We start from the raw sequence: 14,151 nt of genomic DNA, 5'->3' as shown, positions 1-14,151 counted from the left end.
CTTCGTGGCGGTTGTCTTCTTCATGGCGCTGCAGGTGTCATGGGCTCGGCAAGGCGGCATCGTCGAGCGACAGGATCACGGTCGACAGCGGCGGCAAGGTGAGGCTCAGCGAATACGGCTGGCCGTGCGATGGCAACGGCGAGGCCGTGAGGCTGCCCAGGTTGCCCCAGTTGGCACCGCCGTACTCGGCCGCGTCGCTGTTGAGCAGTTCGCGCCAACGTCCGGCCAGCGGCACGCCGACCACGTAGTTGGTGCGCGGCATCGGCGTGAGGTTGCAGGCCACCAGCACCGGCGCACCGCCGCCGCGTGGCTTGCGCAAGAACACGATCACGCTGCGTTCCGCGTCGTCGGCGCTGATCCACTCGAAGCCTTCCGGCGAGAAGTCGACTTGGTAGAGCGCAGGCTCGGCGCGGTACACGCGGTTCAGGTCGCGCACCAGGCGCTGCACGCCGGCGTTCAGCGGGTTGCCGGTGGCCCACCATTCGAGCTCGCCGTCGTGCGTCCATTCGCGCCGCTGGCCGAATTCGCAGCCCATGAAGAGCAGCTTCTTGCCGGGGTGCGTCCACATCAGGCCGAACAGCGCGCGCAGGTTGGCGAACTGCTGCCATTCGTCGCCGGGCATCTTGCCGATCAGCGAGCCCTTGCCGTGCACCACCTCGTCGTGCGACAGCGGCAGCACGAAGTTCTCGTTGAAGGCATAGACGGTCGAGAAGGTCAGCTGGCCCTGGTGGTACTTGCGGTACACCGGGTCCTGCTTGAAGTAGGCCAGGTTGTCGTGCATCCAGCCCATGTTCCACTTCATGCCGAAGCCGAGGCCGCCCATCTCGGTCGGGCGCGAGACCATCGGCCAGGCGGTCGATTCCTCCGCGACCGAGACCGTGTCCGGGTGCTCGCGGTAGATCGCGCGGTTGAGGTCGCGCAGGAAGCCGACCGCTTCGAGGTTCTCACGTCCGCCGTGGATGTTGGGAATCCATTCGCCCTGCTTGCGTGCGTAGTCGAGGTAGAGCATCGAGGCCACCGCGTCCACGCGCAGGCCGTCGAGGTGATAGTGGTCGAGCCAGAACAGCGCCGACGAAATCAGGAAGCTGCGGACCTCGTTGCGGCCATAGTTGAAGATGCTCGAATTCCACTCGGGGTGGAAGCCTTGGCGCGGGTCCGCATGTTCGAACAGATGCGTGCCGTCGAAGAAGCCGAGGCCGTGCTGATCGGTCGGGAAGTGCGACGGAACCCAGTCGAGCAGCACGCCGATGCCGCGCTGGTGCAGGTGGTCGACGAAGGCCATGAAGTCCTGCGGCGTGCCGTAGCGCGAGGTGGGCGCGAAGTAGCCGGTGGTCTGGTAGCCCCAGGAGCCGTAGAACGGATGCTCGGTGACCGGCATCAGTTCGACGTGCGTGAAGCCCATCCCGTTCACATAGTCGGCCAGCCGTGTCGCCAGCTCGCGCCAGCCGAGCATCTGGCCGTCCTGGCGCTGCCAGGAGCCGGGATGAAGCTCGTAGATCGACATCGGCGCGTCGAGCGCATTCTTCGCGCCGCGCTGCTTCATCCAGCTGTCGTCGCTCCACGTGTGTTCGAGCGACCAGACGCGCGAGCCGGTGGCCGGCGCCGCCTCGGAGAAGAACGCGAAGGGGTCGGCCTTGTCGACCACGTAGCCCGCCTCACGTGAAAAGATGCGGTACTTGTAGACCTGCCCGCGGGTGGCCTCGGGCGCGAAGCCTTCCCAGATGCCGCTGCCGTCGTTGCGTGCCTGCAGCCGCAGTGCCTGGTCGTTCCAGCCGTTCCAGTCGGCGATGACGGACACGGCCCACGCGTTGGGCGCCCACACCGCAAAGCTGGCGCCCTGGCCGTCGGGCCGCAACTGGCAGCCCATGGTGCGGTAGAGCTCGGCATGCGAGCCTTCGCGAAAAAGCCAGACGTCCTGCTCGCTCAGGCTGGGGGTATCGATGTGCACGGGTGATGTCCTCCTGCTCCGGACCATCCGCGAGCTTGCGAGGAAATCATTGAAGCGCAGATGTTGCGCCGCCGCAGCCGCCGAGCGCGCTTTGGCGTGTCGGACATTGGCTATGACTGCGGTCGAGGCTGCCCGGAGCCCGCGCGCGAGGCGGCCGCGATCACCGTGACCGCCGCATGGCGCGCGCCCGGCCGGCGCATCGCCTTCAGTGCAGCTCGGCTGCCGCGTGGATCGTTTCGCGCACGCGCGGGTAGATCTGCGCGTTCCACTTGCTGCCGCTGAACACGCCGTAGTGCCCGACGCCCGCCTGCAGGTGGTGGCTCTTCAGGTACGGGCGGATGTTCGGGCAGAGGTCCTGCGCCGCCACGGTCTGCCCGACGGCGCAGATGTCGTCACGCTCGCCTTCGACCGTCAGCAGCGCGGTGCGGCGGATGGCGGCCGGATTCACCTTGCGTGTGCCGACCATGAGCTCGCCGCGCGGCAGCTCGTAGGTCTGGAAGACCTTCTCCACCGTCTCCAGGTAGAACTCGGCGGGCAGGTCGTTGACGGCCAGGTATTCGTCGTAGAAGGTGCGGATCGGGTCGGCCTTCTCGGTATCGCCGGCTGCGAGGTGCTCGTACATCTTCTTGAACTGTTCCTTGTGCCGTTCCGGGTTCATGCTCATGAACGCGGTCAGCTGCAGGAAGCCCGGGTACACGCGCCGCATCATGCCGGCGTGCGGCCATGGCACATGGCTGATCAGATTCTTGCGGAACCAGTCGATCGGCTTGCTGGTTGCGAGCGTGTTCACGCCCGTCGGGTTGATGCGGCAGTCGACCGGGCCGGCCATCAGCGTCAGGCTGCGCGGCGTGGAGGGGCTGTCGTCCTCGGCCATCAGCGCCGTCGCGGCGAGCGCGGCGACGCAGGGCTGGCAGACCGCGACCATGTGCACGCCGGGACCGATCTTCTCGAGGAACTGGATGAGCTGCAGCGTGTAGTCGTCCAGGCCGAAGGCGCCCTTGGACAGCGGCACGTCGCGTGCGTTGTGCCAGTCGGTCAGGTACACGTCGTGGTCGCGCAGCAGCGTGCGCACGGTTTCGCGCAGCAGCGTCGCGAAATGGCCCGACAGTGGTGCAGCCAGCAGAACGGGCGGATGCACGGACTTGGTGTCCTTGCGGAAGTGCAGCAGCGTGCCGAACGGCGCCGTCATCGTGACCTCTTCGGTCACCGCGACTTCCTGGCCTTCGGACATGACCTTGTCGATGCCGTAGGCCGGACGGCTGTGGGTCAACCGCATCCGCGAGAAGACCTCGAAGGCCGCTGCCATCTTGCGCGTGGCACTGTGGGGTTGGTCGTTCACCCACATGAATTCGCTCATGTGCTGCGCAGCGAGCCGCAGGGGCGAGAACAGGTCCGATTGGTTTTGGTAGGCCCGGTACAGCATGCCGGATCACAGGCAAGTTGCGGGCCAAGGGGCGGTGCCGCTGTCGCCCGGGCGCACCGTCCCGGCGCGCGTGGCATGGGCCTTGCACTGCCGCACCACGATCGGGTACCCAAGGAGCACACGCACATGGCCAAAGCCGTCCTCACCATCAGCAGCAAGAACTACGGCGCGTGGGCGCTGCGTGGCTGGCTCATGTGCAAGCTGGCCGGGCTGGACTTCACCGAGAAGGTGATCCCGCCGGACGATCCGGCGATGAAGGCCGAGATGCTGCTGCTGTCGTCGTCGATGCTCGTGCCCTCGTTGGAGAACGGCGGGCTCAAGGTATGGGACACGCTCGCGATCGGCGAATACCTCAACGAGATCAAGCCGAAGGCGGGCCTGTTGCCGTCGGACGCCAAGGCCCGTGCGCATTGCCGCGCGATCAGCGGCGAAATGCATTCGGGCTTCAGTGCGATGCGCGGCGCGCTGCCGATGAACATCAAGGCCCACTTCGCCAACTTCAAGATCTGGTCGCGCGCGCAGGCCGACATCGATCGCGTGATCGCGATCTGGCACGAGTGCCTGAAGACCTATGGCGGCCCGTTCCTGTTCGGCAAGCAACCCTGCATCGCCGACGCGATGTATGCGCCTGTGGTGACGCGATTCCTGAGCTACGACGTGAGCCTCGACAAGGAGTGCGCGGCGTACTGCAAACGCATCATGGAACTGCCCGCGATGCAGGAGTGGGTCGAGGCCGCACGGCAGGAGCCCGACGAGATCGACGAACTCGACGCGGAGTTCTGACAATGCGGAACGCCGCCGGTCCGGACTGTGGCGTCCGGACCGGCGGCGTTGTCATTGCTGCTTGCGGAACGACGCATAGATCGCGCCGCCTGTTTGCAGAGCCGAGTTACTTCGGCGTGGGGCCTTGGGTGGTCCGCGGCTTCCCGGGACGGCGCTCGTCACGCGTTTCGGCGCGCGCCTCGCCGGCCACCGCAGCGCGGTCGGTGCCGATGGCGCCGCCTTCGGGCGTCTTCGGCTCGTCGCCACCCGGCGCACGAACCTTGCCGGCCGGCTTCATGTCCTTCCTGGCCTCGCCTGCGCGTTCGGCCTTGCCGGTCGCGATGCCGGGGGTGTTCGGCGGCACCGGTGCGCCTGGCGGGTTGGATTGGGCGTATGCGGCGCCTGCGGCGGCGAACGTGCCGGCGATCAGAACGGCGAAAGCTTTGTTCATCGAGTTGTCCCTGACGAAGTAGTTGAAAGATGGATGCGCCGCGTGCGGACAAAGGTGAACTGCTGAAGCGCAGGAGCCCGTCGGTGCACAGCGGCGAGTCCGCAGGGTCACTCAATCCGGAGGTTCCTGGATGTAGGAAGAAATCGTCACGGCGCGCCGCGCTAAATCCCGCTTTGCAAAATGCCATGGCCTGCGGGATACTGTATAAAAATACAGTTCAATCATGGCCGACGCATTCATCCCCCTGCACGCCCTCAAGGGCCGCGGCGCCGCCAGCCGGATCGCCCATCGCTTCGAACGCGACCAGCGCAATGCCTTCGACGACGGCTGGGGCACGCTGGAGGAAGGCGCTTCGGAGCCGCTGGCACCGCTGCAGACGGAAGTGCGCTTCGAGGACGTGAAGTCCGCCATCAGCGGCAACGAGTCGCCCGACATCTACTTCGAACAGTCGCTCAACCCGTACCGCGGCTGCGAACATGGCTGCATCTACTGTTTCGCGCGGCCGACCCACAGCTACCTGAACCTGTCGCCGGGGCTCGACTTCGAGACCAAGCTGATCGCCAAGCGCAACGTCGCCGAGGTGCTGCGCACCGAGATCGGACGCAGGAACTACCGGCCGGCACAGCTCGCCATCGGCACCGCGACCGACTGCTACCAGCCGATCGAGCGCGAGTTGCGGCTCACCCGATCCGTGATCGAGGTGCTGCGCGAAGCGCGCCATCCCTTCGGGCTCGTGACCAAGTCCAGCGCAGTCGAGCTCGACCTCGACCTGATCGCACCGATGGCGGCCGAGCATCTGGCCGCGGTGTACGTGACGATGACCACGCTCGATGCCGCGCTGGCCCGCAAGCTGGAGCCACGCGCCGCCGCGCCGCACCGTCGGCTGCGGACCATCCGCACCCTGGCCGAAGCCGGCGTGCCGGTGGGCGTCAGCGTGGCGCCGCAGATCCCGTTCGTCACCGAGGACATGGAACACGTGCTCGAAGCCGCCTGGGAAGCCGGCGCGCGCAACGCCTTCTACACGGTGATCCGGCTGCCCTGGGAAGTGGCGCCGCTGTTCAAGGAGTGGCTCGAGCTGCACTACCCGCAGCGCGCCGACCGCATCATGGCGCGCATCCGCGAGATGCGTGGCGGCAAGGACTACGACGCCGACTTCGCGACCCGCATGAAGGGCAGCGGGCTCTGGGCCGACCTGATCCGCCAGCGCTTCGAGAAGGCGACACAGCGCATCGGCTTCAACCGCCAGCGCTTCACGCTCGACATGACGGCGTTCCGGCCGCCGGGTGCCGTGGGGCAGGGCAGCCTGTTCTAGGGATTGCCGCCAACGCCGCGTTCAGCTCGACAGTGGCATCGGCGTGAGCGTCGCCGCGTCCAGCCCGAGCGCATCGGCCACGCACATCGCGGCATAGGCGTCGTTGGCCGCGTAGCTCACCTGGCCGTCGGAGAGATTCCGTTGCGCCCAGTTCGACGTCGTCTGCTTGCGCGACTTCACGAAGCGGCGGTTGAACACCAGCGCCACCGCCGTCTTCACGCCGACCGAATTGCGGTAGCCGCGACGCTTGAAGACCGTGTCGAGATCGACCACCGCCTGCGGCTCCACGCCGAGCGTGTGCCGGATCTGCGTGCGATCGCCGGCCAGGCCGAAGCCGATCTTGGTCAGCGCGCTCGATGCGAGCAGGCTCGCCGCGGCGGCGCGGCAATCGGCGTCGTGCAGCTGGAACACCCAGGCACGCTGGAGCGACGCGAACTGCACCGTGTGCGGTCCGCTCGACACCTCGTTCTTCAGGAAGGTCGGTTTCGATTCGGTGTCGAAACCCACCGTGTCGAGGCGGCCGATGGCATCGAGCGCCGCGGCGGCCTGCTGCGATGTCGACACCACGTCGATGTCCCGCAGGCCGAGGCCGTCGAAGACCTCGAGCAGCGCGATCTCTTCCTTGGTCGGCAACGGTGGTGGTCGTGTGTTCATGGCTTGCGTCCGCTGGTGCGCCGGGCTGGCGTCTTGCTGGCCGTGGATTTCTTCTTCGCAGCCGGCCGGTGCGGCCTGGCGGATTTCGGCGGATGACCCGAACGCAGGGCGGCTTCCCAGGCGCGGCGCGCCCACAGCGCGGCCTCGTCGCGGTCCTCGAAGATCTCGGCCGGCGCCTCGCGATAGGACATCTGCGTCAGCTTGCCCTGGCGCTCGTAGCTGAAGGCGGGCAGTTGCAGCCTGTCGAAGTGCGGCGCGCTCTCGGCGTCGGCCTTGAGGTAGAGCGTGTCGCCGAGCACCAGCGCGAACATCCGGCCGTCGTGATAGATGCCGTGCCCGCCGAACATGCGGCGCGCGACGACGCGGCCGAAGCGTTCGAAGACTTCGGGCAGGGTGTCGACGAAGCTGCTCATGGGCGTTCGGGCCGCTGTTCGCGTCGCTGTGTCTCAGGCCGCGTGGGCGAGCAGCACCTTGGCGTGGTGCGCGAGGTGGTCGCCGATGAAGCTCTGGATGAAGTAGTAGCCATGGTCGTAGCCCGCATGCCGGCGCAGTTCGAGCGGCTGGCCGAGGGACTTGCAGGCGGCCTCGAACAACGCGGGGTGCAACTGGTCGGCGAGGAATTTGTCGGCCAGGCCCTGGTCGATCAGGATGCCGGACGGGAAGGGCGCGATCGGCTGGTTCTGCATCAGCACCGTGGCGTCGTGTTCCTGCCAGGCCGTGCGGTCGGTGCCGAGGTAGGCGCTGAAAGCCTTGTGGCCCCATGCGCACTGCGTCGGGGCGCAGATCGGCGCGAAGGCCGACAGCGACTTGAACAGGCCCGGATGCCGCAGCGCCAGCGTGAGCGCGCCGTGCCCGCCCATCGAATGGCCGAACAGGCCGAGGCGTGCGGTGTCGATCGGCAACGCGGTGGCCAGCAGCGGCAGCAGTTCGCCGATCAGGTAGCTTTCCATGCGCCAGTGCGTGGCCCATGGCGCCTGCGTCGCGTCGAGATAGAAGCCGGCGCCGATGCCGAAGTCCCAGCTCGCGGTGGCACCCTCGATGCCTTCGGCGGCCGGGCCGCGCGGGCTGGTGTCGGGTGCGACCAGTGCGATGCCGAGTTCGGCCGCGAGCCGCTGTGCGCCGGCCTTCACCATGAAGGTCTCTTCGTTGCAGGTGAGGCCCGCGAGGTAGATCAGCGCCGGCACCGGGCCTTGCGCGGCCTGCGGCGGCAGGAACACCGAAAAGCGCATCGGCAGGCCGATCTCGCGCGAGGCATGTTCGTGGAAACGTTGGACGCCGCCGAAGCAGCGGTGTTCGGAAAGGGTCTTCAGGAGGTCTGTCATTCGGTGAGGTTCAGCGCAAGTTCAGCGCAGCGGTGCGACGAGTTCGAGGACTGCATCGGCGAACACGCGCGGCGCCTCCTGCGGCATGTTGTGGCCGACGCCCGGCACCAGCCGGTGCGTGCGCGGGCCGGTGAAGCGGTGCGCGTGTGCGGAGGGCGGCGAGGGCGGACGCACGCCGTCGTCGATGCCGTCGAAGGTGATGGTGGGTACGGTGATCGCGGGTTGCGCGGCCAGGCGGCGTTCGATGTCGGCATAGGCCGGGTCGCCATCGACGAGGCCGAAGCGATGCCGGTACGACTGGATCACGACATCCACGAAATCGGGGTGGTCGAAGGCCGGGGCGCTGCGCGCGAAGGTGGCGTCGTCGAACTTCCAGGTCGGCGACCAGAGCTTCCACAGCAGCCGGATGAAACCCTTGCGGTCCTTCTCGAGTCCGGCACGCCCGCGTTCGCTGTGGAAGTAGTACTGGTACCAGAGGCTGTGCTCGTTGGCCGGCGTGTCGGGCTCCATCGCGCGTGCGATGTTCTGGATGTTGTAGCTGTTGAAGGACACCAGTCCGGCGCAGCGCTCCGGCCAGAGCGCCGCGACCACGCAGGCCGCGCGGCCGCCCCAGTCGTAGCCCGCCAGCACGGCGCGTGGAATGGCGAGCGCATCGAGCAGCGCCAGCAGGTCCGCGCCCAGCGCGGCCTGCTCGCCGGAGCGTGGCGTCGCATCGCTCAGGAAGCGCGTCGCGCCATAGCCGCGCAGATAGGGCACGACCACGCGGCAGCCCGCCGCAGCCAGCATGGGCGCGACTTCGGCGTAGGTATGGATGTCGTACGGGAAGCCGTGCATGAGCAGCACGGGCGGCCCGTCCGCCGGGCCGGTTTCGAAGTACGCGACATCGAGCACGCCCGCCTCGATTCGCTGCAACGGTCCCATCGTCTCCATCACAACTCCTTCATTCGCCGTGTATTGCCTCTCTCGCCCCATTCTTCTGCACTTCCTGCTTCTCTTTCCAGAGACACCGCGGAACCGGCTTCGCCGGGCCGCCGGTGTCGCCCCCTGGAAGGGGGTTGGCGAAAGGCGACACGAAGTGCGCCGAAGCCTGGGGGTCAGTACAGAACCACGCCGCGGATCGACTCGCCGCGCTTCATCAGATCGAAGCCCTTGTTGATGTCCTCCAGCGGCATCGTGTGCGTGATCAGGTCGTCGATGTTGATCTTGTTCTCCATGTACCAGTCGACGATCTTCGGCACGTCGGTGCGGCCGCGGGCACCACCGAAGGCCGAGCCTTCCCAGTGGCGGCCGGTCACCAGCTGGAACGGGCGGGTCGAGATCTCGGCGCCGGCTTCGGCCACGCCGATGATGATGCTGCGTCCCCAGCCCTTGTGCGTGCATTCGAGCGCCTGGCGCATCACCTTGGTGTTGCCGATGCACTCGAAGCTGTAGTCGGCGCCGCCGTCGGTCAGTTGCTGGATCGCTTCGACGATGTTGCCGCCGGCCGCCTCGATGTCCTTCGGGTTCAGGAAGTGCGTCATGCCGAACTTGCGCGCCATGGCTTCGCGCGCGGGGTTCAGGTCGACGCCGATGATCTTGTCGGCGCCCACCATCTTGGCGCCCTGGATCACGTTCAGGCCGATGCCGCCAAGGCCGAACACCACCACGTTGGCGCCCGCCTCGACCTTGGCCGTGAAGATCACCGCGCCGATGCCGGTGGTCACGCCGCAGCCGATGTAGCAGACCTTGTCGAACGGTGCATCCTCGCGGATCTTGGCCAGCGAGATTTCCGGTGCGACCGTGTAGTTGCTGAAGGTCGAGGTGCCCATGTAGTGGAAGATGGGCTTGCCGTCGAGGCTGAAACGGCTGGTGGCGTCGGGCATCAGGCCCTTGCCCTGCGTGCCGCGGATCAGCTGGCACAGGTTGGTCTTGCGGCTCAGGCAGAACTTGCACTGGCGGCATTCGGGCGTGTAGAGCGGAATGACGTGGTCGCCCTTCTTGAGCGTGGTCACGCCGGGGCCGACGTCCACCACGATGCCCGCGCCTTCATGGCCGAGGATCGCGGGGAAGATGCCTTCCGGGTCTGCGCCGGAGAGCGTGTAGTAGTCGGTATGGCAGATGCCGGTGGCCTTGATCTCGACCAGCACTTCACCGAACTTCGGGCCGTCGAGATCGACGGTTTCGATGGTCAGGGGCTGGCCGGATTGCCAGGCGACGGCGGCTTTGGTTTTCATGAGGCGGGAGTTGCTAGCGGAAAAAGGGCCACTATAAGATGCTCGGTTCCCCGGAGAACTGTCATGAAGAAAATACTCGTACTCAACGGACCCAATCTCAATCTGCTCGGCACGCGCGAACCCGCGCAGTACGGCTATGAAACGCTCGCCGACGTCGAGCGCATGTGCCGCGAAGCCGGCGACCGGCTCGGCGTCGAGATCGAATGCCGGCAATCGAACCACGAAGGCTTCCTGGTCGACTGGGTCCAGGAGGCCGGCCGCGAGGTCGCCGCGGGCCGCATGCTCGGCGTGGTGATGAATCCCGGCGCCTACACCCACACGTCGATCGCGCTGCACGACGCCATCAAGGGCGCGAACCTGCCGCTGATCGAACTGCACATCTCCAACGTGCATGCGCGCGAGGAATTCCGGCACCACTCGTACATCTCGCCGGCCGCGCGCGGCATCATCGTCGGGCTGGGCGTGAAGGGTTATCCGCTGGCGATCGAGGCGCTGGTGCGCGTGAGCGACGCGAAGAACTGAGCACGCGGCCATGACCACGCAAGCCGAGGCGCCTCCGGGCCTGTTCATCGACGACGCGGGCGTACCACGCTGCCGCTGGTGCCAGGCCACGACGGCCTACCGGCACTACCACGACAACGAATGGGGCTTTCCGGTCACCGACGAGCGCCGGCTGTTCGAGAAGATCTGCCTCGAAGGCTTCCAGTCGGGACTGAGCTGGCTGACGATCCTCAACAAGCGCGAGAACTTCCGCGCCGGCTTCGCCAATTTCGAGGCCGAACAGGTCGCCGATTTCGACGACGCCGACGTTGCCCGCCTGCTGGCCGATGCGGGCATCGTGCGGCATCGCGGCAAGATAGCGTCGACCATCAACAACGCGCGCCGGGTGCTGGAACTGCGCAAGGAGTTCGGCTCACTGGCCGCGTACGCCTGGCGCTACGAGCCCGCGCATGGCACGCGGCCCGAGCGCATCAGCCATGCCGCGCTGCAGACCATGACCACGTCCGAAGCGTCGGTCGCGATGTCGAAGGACCTGAAGAAGCGCGGCTGGAGTTTCGTCGGGCCGACCACGCTGTATGCCTTCATGCAGGCGATGGGCCTGGTCAACGACCATGTGGAAGGCTGCGAGGCGCGTGAACGCGCGCTGGCGGCGCGCGCTGCGCTGAAGGTGCCGACGGCCTGAGCAGACGGCGAAGGCTGACCGGCCGACTCAGCGGCCCGTCTTGGCGCTGGCGGTCTTGCGCATCGCGACGCGACCCTGGCTGTCGATGCTCTCCAGGTGCACGTCGAAGCCCCAGAGGCGCGCGACATGCTTCAGCACTTCCTGGGAGTCTTCGCGCAACGACAGGTTGTTGCGCTGCGTGTGCCGCAGCGTGAGCGCGCGGTCGCCGCGCAGGTCGACGTTCCAGACCTGGATGTCGGGTTCACGTGCGCTGATGTCGTACTGCTTCGACAGCGCTTCGCGCAGCATCTGGTAGCCACTGTCGTCGTGGATGGCCGAGATCTCGAGTTCGGGCTCGTTCGCATGGTCGCGCACCGCAAACAGGCGGAAGTCGCGCATCGTCTTGGGGCTCAGGAACTGGCCGATGAAGCTCTCGTCCTTGAAGTTGCGCATCGCGTGATCGAGCGTCGTGACCCAGTCGCTGCCCGCGAAGTCGGGGAACCAGCGGCGGTCTTCCTCGGTCGGCTTCTCGCAGATGCGCCGCAGGTCGGTGAACATCGCAAAGCCCAGTGCGTAGGGATTGATGCCGCTGTAGCCGCGATGGCCGACCGGCGGCTGGTAGATCACGCTGGTGTGTGAACTCAGCCATTCCATCATGAAGCCGTCAGCCAGCTGGCCGCGGTCGTACATGGTGTTGAGCAGCGTGTAGTGCCAGAAGGTGGCCCAGCCTTCGTTCATCACCTGGGTCTGGCGCTGCGGATAGAAATATTGCGCGACCTTGCGCACGATGCGCACGATCTCGCGTTGCCAGGGTTCGAGCAGCGCGGCGTTCTTCTCGATGAAATAGAGCAGGTTCTCCTGCGGTTCCAGCGGAAAGCGGCGCGCCGCATCGGGGCCGGCCGCGGCTTCGCTGCGGCGCGGCAGCGTGCGCCAGAGGTCGTTGACCTGCTGCTGCAGATGGTGCTCGCGTTCCGCGCGCTGGTTGATCTCCTGCGCAAGCGAGCGCTTCTGCGGACGCCGATAGCGGTCGACGCCGTAGTTCATCAGCGCGTGGCAGGAGTCGATCAGTTCCTCGACCGCGTCGACGCCGTGCCGTTCCTCGCACTCGCTCACGTAGTGCCGCGCGTAGACGAGGTAGTCGATGATCGACGACGCATCGGTCCACATGCGGAACAGGTAGTTGCCCTTGAAGAAGCTGTTGTGCCCGTAGGCCGCATGCGCGATCACCAGCGCCTGCATCGCCATGGTGTTCTCTTCCATGAGATAGGCAATGCACGGGTCGGAGTTGATCACGATCTCGTAGGCCAGCCCCATGTGGCCGCGGCGGTAGTTCTTCTCGGTGGAGATGAACTGCTTGCCGTACGACCAGTGGCGGTAGATGACGGGCATGCCGACGCTGGCGTAGGCGTCCATCATCTGCTCGGCCGAGATGATCTCGAGCTGGTTCGGGTAGGTGTCGAGCTTGAAGGACGCCGCCGTGCGCGCGATTTCCGTGTGGTAGGTCTCGATCAGGTCGAAGGTCCAGTCCGAGGGGCTGGGCAGGCGTGCCAGGGCGCGGTCGCCGCCGAGCAGAAGTTCGCTCATGTCGTGGCTCCTTCCTTCTTGAACAGGTCGCGGAAGACGGGGTAGATGTCGTGCGCGCCGGCCACCTTGCGCATCGCGAAGTTCGGCTTCACACCCTGCAGCTGGGCGTATTCGTGCCACAGGTTCTGTTCTGCATCGGCCACCTGGACGTAGGCGTAGTAGCGCACCATCGGCAGGATCGACTCTTCGAGGATCTGCCGGCAACGGCCGCTGTCCTGGTGCCAGTTGTCGCCGTCGCTCGCCTGGGCGCCGTAGATGTTCCAGTCGCCGCTGGGGTAGCGCGCACGCACGATCTCGTCCATCAAGACCAGTGCGCTCGACACCACCGTGCCACCGGTTTCCTTGGCGTGGAAGAAGTCCTGCTCGTTCACTTCCTGGGCCTGCGTGTGATGCCGCAGGAAGACCAGTTCGATCTTCTCGTAGTGCCGCGTGAGGAACAGGTAGAGCAGCATGAAGAAGCGCTTGGACATGTCCTTGCGCGCCTCGTCCATGGAGCCCGACACGTCCATCAGGCAGAACATCACGGCCTTGGCGCTCGGCACCGGCACGCGCACCCGGTTGCGGTAGCGCAGATCGATCGGGTCGATGTAAGGCACGTGGCGTGCAGTGCGGCGCAGCTCGGCGATCGCCGCCTCGACGATCTCGATCTCCGCCAGCACGTCAGCCTCAGCCGAATCGGGCTGCATGCGCAAGGCCGTCAGGCGCTCCTGCAGCCGGCGCAATTCGGTGCGGTCGTCGCCGCCCAAAGCGATGCGCCGGGCGAGGGCACCGCGCATGGAGCGCACCACATGCAGGCTGCTCGGGTTGCCGTCACTCTTGAAGCCGGCGCGATGGCTCTTCCATTCGGGCACCTCGGCGAGCTGCGTGCGGATCAGGTGGGGCAATGCGAGATCTTCGAAGAAGGCCTGCATGAACTCCTCGCGGGTGAGCCTGAAGACGAAGTCGTCTTCGCCCTCGCCGCCGTCACCCGCTTCGCCATTGCCCTGGCCGCCCCCGCCGCCGGCAGGTGGCCGTGCCACACGGTCGCCCTTCAGGTATTCCTGGTTGCCCGGGTGCACGTACTCGCGGTTGCCGCCCTGCGCATGGCCGAACACCGGCTCGGACACGTCACGGCGGGGCAGGGTGATGTCTTCACCCTGTTCCAGGTCCTGGATGCCCCGCCCGCTGATCGCTCGCCGCACCGCATCCCTGATCTGACCGCGATAGCGCCGCAGGAAGCGCTCGCGGTTGCCGATCGATTTGTTCTTGCCAGATAACCGTCGATCAATGATCTGTTGCAGCATGGCCAAGGTACTCAATCCTCAGTGCTAATACGCCTGC

Annotated in this window: 14 protein-coding genes; 4 read left to right on the top strand and 10 right to left on the bottom strand. The window is 66.5% G+C overall.

What is annotated here, in order from left to right:
- Positions 1–37: 37 nt before the first annotated feature.
- Complete coding sequence (gene glgB, locus AC07PZ_RS09985; RefSeq protein WP_495294899.1) at positions 38–1,948, bottom strand: 1,4-alpha-glucan branching protein GlgB; 1,911 nt, start codon at positions 1,946–1,948, stop codon at positions 38–40.
- 205 nt (positions 1,949–2,153) lie between these two features.
- Positions 2,154–3,371 carry a polyhydroxyalkanoate depolymerase gene (locus AC07PZ_RS09980; RefSeq protein ID WP_495294898.1) on the bottom strand — a complete coding sequence of 406 codons (1,218 nt, stop codon included), beginning with the start codon at positions 3,369–3,371 and terminating at the stop codon, positions 2,154–2,156.
- 126 nt (positions 3,372–3,497) lie between these two features.
- On the opposite strand from AC07PZ_RS09980, the gene AC07PZ_RS09975 reads away from it, so the two are divergent.
- On the top strand, positions 3,498–4,154 hold the full coding sequence (locus AC07PZ_RS09975) for a glutathione S-transferase (protein WP_495294897.1): 657 nt from the start codon (positions 3,498–3,500) through the stop codon (positions 4,152–4,154).
- A gap of 106 nt (positions 4,155–4,260) precedes the next feature.
- On the opposite strand, the gene AC07PZ_RS09970 is transcribed toward AC07PZ_RS09975, so the two are convergent.
- A complete protein-coding gene (locus tag AC07PZ_RS09970) occupies positions 4,261–4,584 on the bottom strand; it encodes a cell envelope biogenesis protein TolA (protein WP_495294896.1) in 324 nt (107 codons plus the stop codon).
- Positions 4,585–4,807: 223 nt separating this feature from the next.
- Here AC07PZ_RS09970 and AC07PZ_RS09965 point away from each other — a divergent pair, with 223 nt between their 5' ends.
- Complete coding sequence (locus AC07PZ_RS09965; RefSeq protein WP_495294895.1) at positions 4,808–5,896, top strand: PA0069 family radical SAM protein; 1,089 nt, start codon at positions 4,808–4,810, stop codon at positions 5,894–5,896.
- A 21-nt stretch (positions 5,897–5,917) separates the two neighbouring features.
- Here the strand turns inward: AC07PZ_RS09965 and AC07PZ_RS09960 are convergent, their stop codons facing one another.
- The 5 genes from AC07PZ_RS09960 to AC07PZ_RS09940 all read right to left on the bottom strand — a co-directional run bounded on the left by AC07PZ_RS09960 (position 5,918) and on the right by AC07PZ_RS09940 (position 10,085).
- Positions 5,918–6,550, bottom strand: coding sequence for a 3'-5' exonuclease (locus tag AC07PZ_RS09960; protein WP_495294894.1), 633 nt, complete (start codon positions 6,548–6,550; stop codon positions 5,918–5,920).
- Positions 6,547–6,963: a TfoX/Sxy family protein gene (locus AC07PZ_RS09955; protein WP_495294893.1), complete on the bottom strand. Its 417-nt coding sequence runs from the start codon at positions 6,961–6,963 to the stop codon at positions 6,547–6,549. Before AC07PZ_RS09955 ends, AC07PZ_RS09960 begins: the two co-directional genes overlap by 4 nt.
- 33 nt (positions 6,964–6,996) lie before the next feature.
- Positions 6,997–7,872, bottom strand: coding sequence for an S-formylglutathione hydrolase (gene fghA / locus AC07PZ_RS09950; RefSeq protein ID WP_495294892.1), 876 nt, complete (start codon positions 7,870–7,872; stop codon positions 6,997–6,999).
- Between the two features lie 21 nt (positions 7,873–7,893).
- Positions 7,894–8,802, bottom strand: a complete 909-nt coding sequence (locus AC07PZ_RS09945; protein ID WP_495294891.1) for an alpha/beta fold hydrolase — start codon at positions 8,800–8,802, stop codon at positions 7,894–7,896.
- 164 nt (positions 8,803–8,966) lie between these two features.
- Positions 8,967–10,085 carry an S-(hydroxymethyl)glutathione dehydrogenase/class III alcohol dehydrogenase gene (locus AC07PZ_RS09940; RefSeq protein ID WP_495294890.1) on the bottom strand — a complete coding sequence of 373 codons (1,119 nt, stop codon included), beginning with the start codon at positions 10,083–10,085 and terminating at the stop codon, positions 8,967–8,969.
- A gap of 63 nt (positions 10,086–10,148) precedes the next feature.
- On the opposite strand from AC07PZ_RS09940, the gene aroQ reads away from it, so the two are divergent.
- Both aroQ and AC07PZ_RS09930 read left to right on the top strand, forming a co-directional pair.
- Entirely contained in the window at positions 10,149–10,607 is a 459-nt protein-coding gene (gene aroQ, locus AC07PZ_RS09935) for a type II 3-dehydroquinate dehydratase (protein ID WP_495294889.1), read from the top strand.
- A gap of 10 nt (positions 10,608–10,617) precedes the next feature.
- Positions 10,618–11,268, top strand: coding sequence for a DNA-3-methyladenine glycosylase I (locus AC07PZ_RS09930; protein ID WP_495294888.1), 651 nt, complete (start codon positions 10,618–10,620; stop codon positions 11,266–11,268).
- A gap of 27 nt (positions 11,269–11,295) precedes the next feature.
- Here AC07PZ_RS09930 and AC07PZ_RS09925 read toward each other — a convergent pair whose 3' ends face one another.
- Together AC07PZ_RS09925 and AC07PZ_RS09920 are read right to left on the bottom strand one after the other, a co-directional pair.
- Complete coding sequence (locus AC07PZ_RS09925; RefSeq protein ID WP_495294887.1) at positions 11,296–12,831, bottom strand: SpoVR family protein; 1,536 nt, start codon at positions 12,829–12,831, stop codon at positions 11,296–11,298.
- Complete coding sequence (locus AC07PZ_RS09920; RefSeq protein WP_495294886.1) at positions 12,828–14,120, bottom strand: YeaH/YhbH family protein; 1,293 nt, start codon at positions 14,118–14,120, stop codon at positions 12,828–12,830. Before AC07PZ_RS09920 ends, AC07PZ_RS09925 begins: the two co-directional genes overlap by 4 nt.
- Positions 14,121–14,151: the final 31 nt, after the last annotated feature.

It is taken from the genome of Variovorax sp. GW821-FHT10B04 (assembly GCF_059415645.1).
This window is presented reverse-complemented; position numbering and strand designations above follow the sequence as displayed.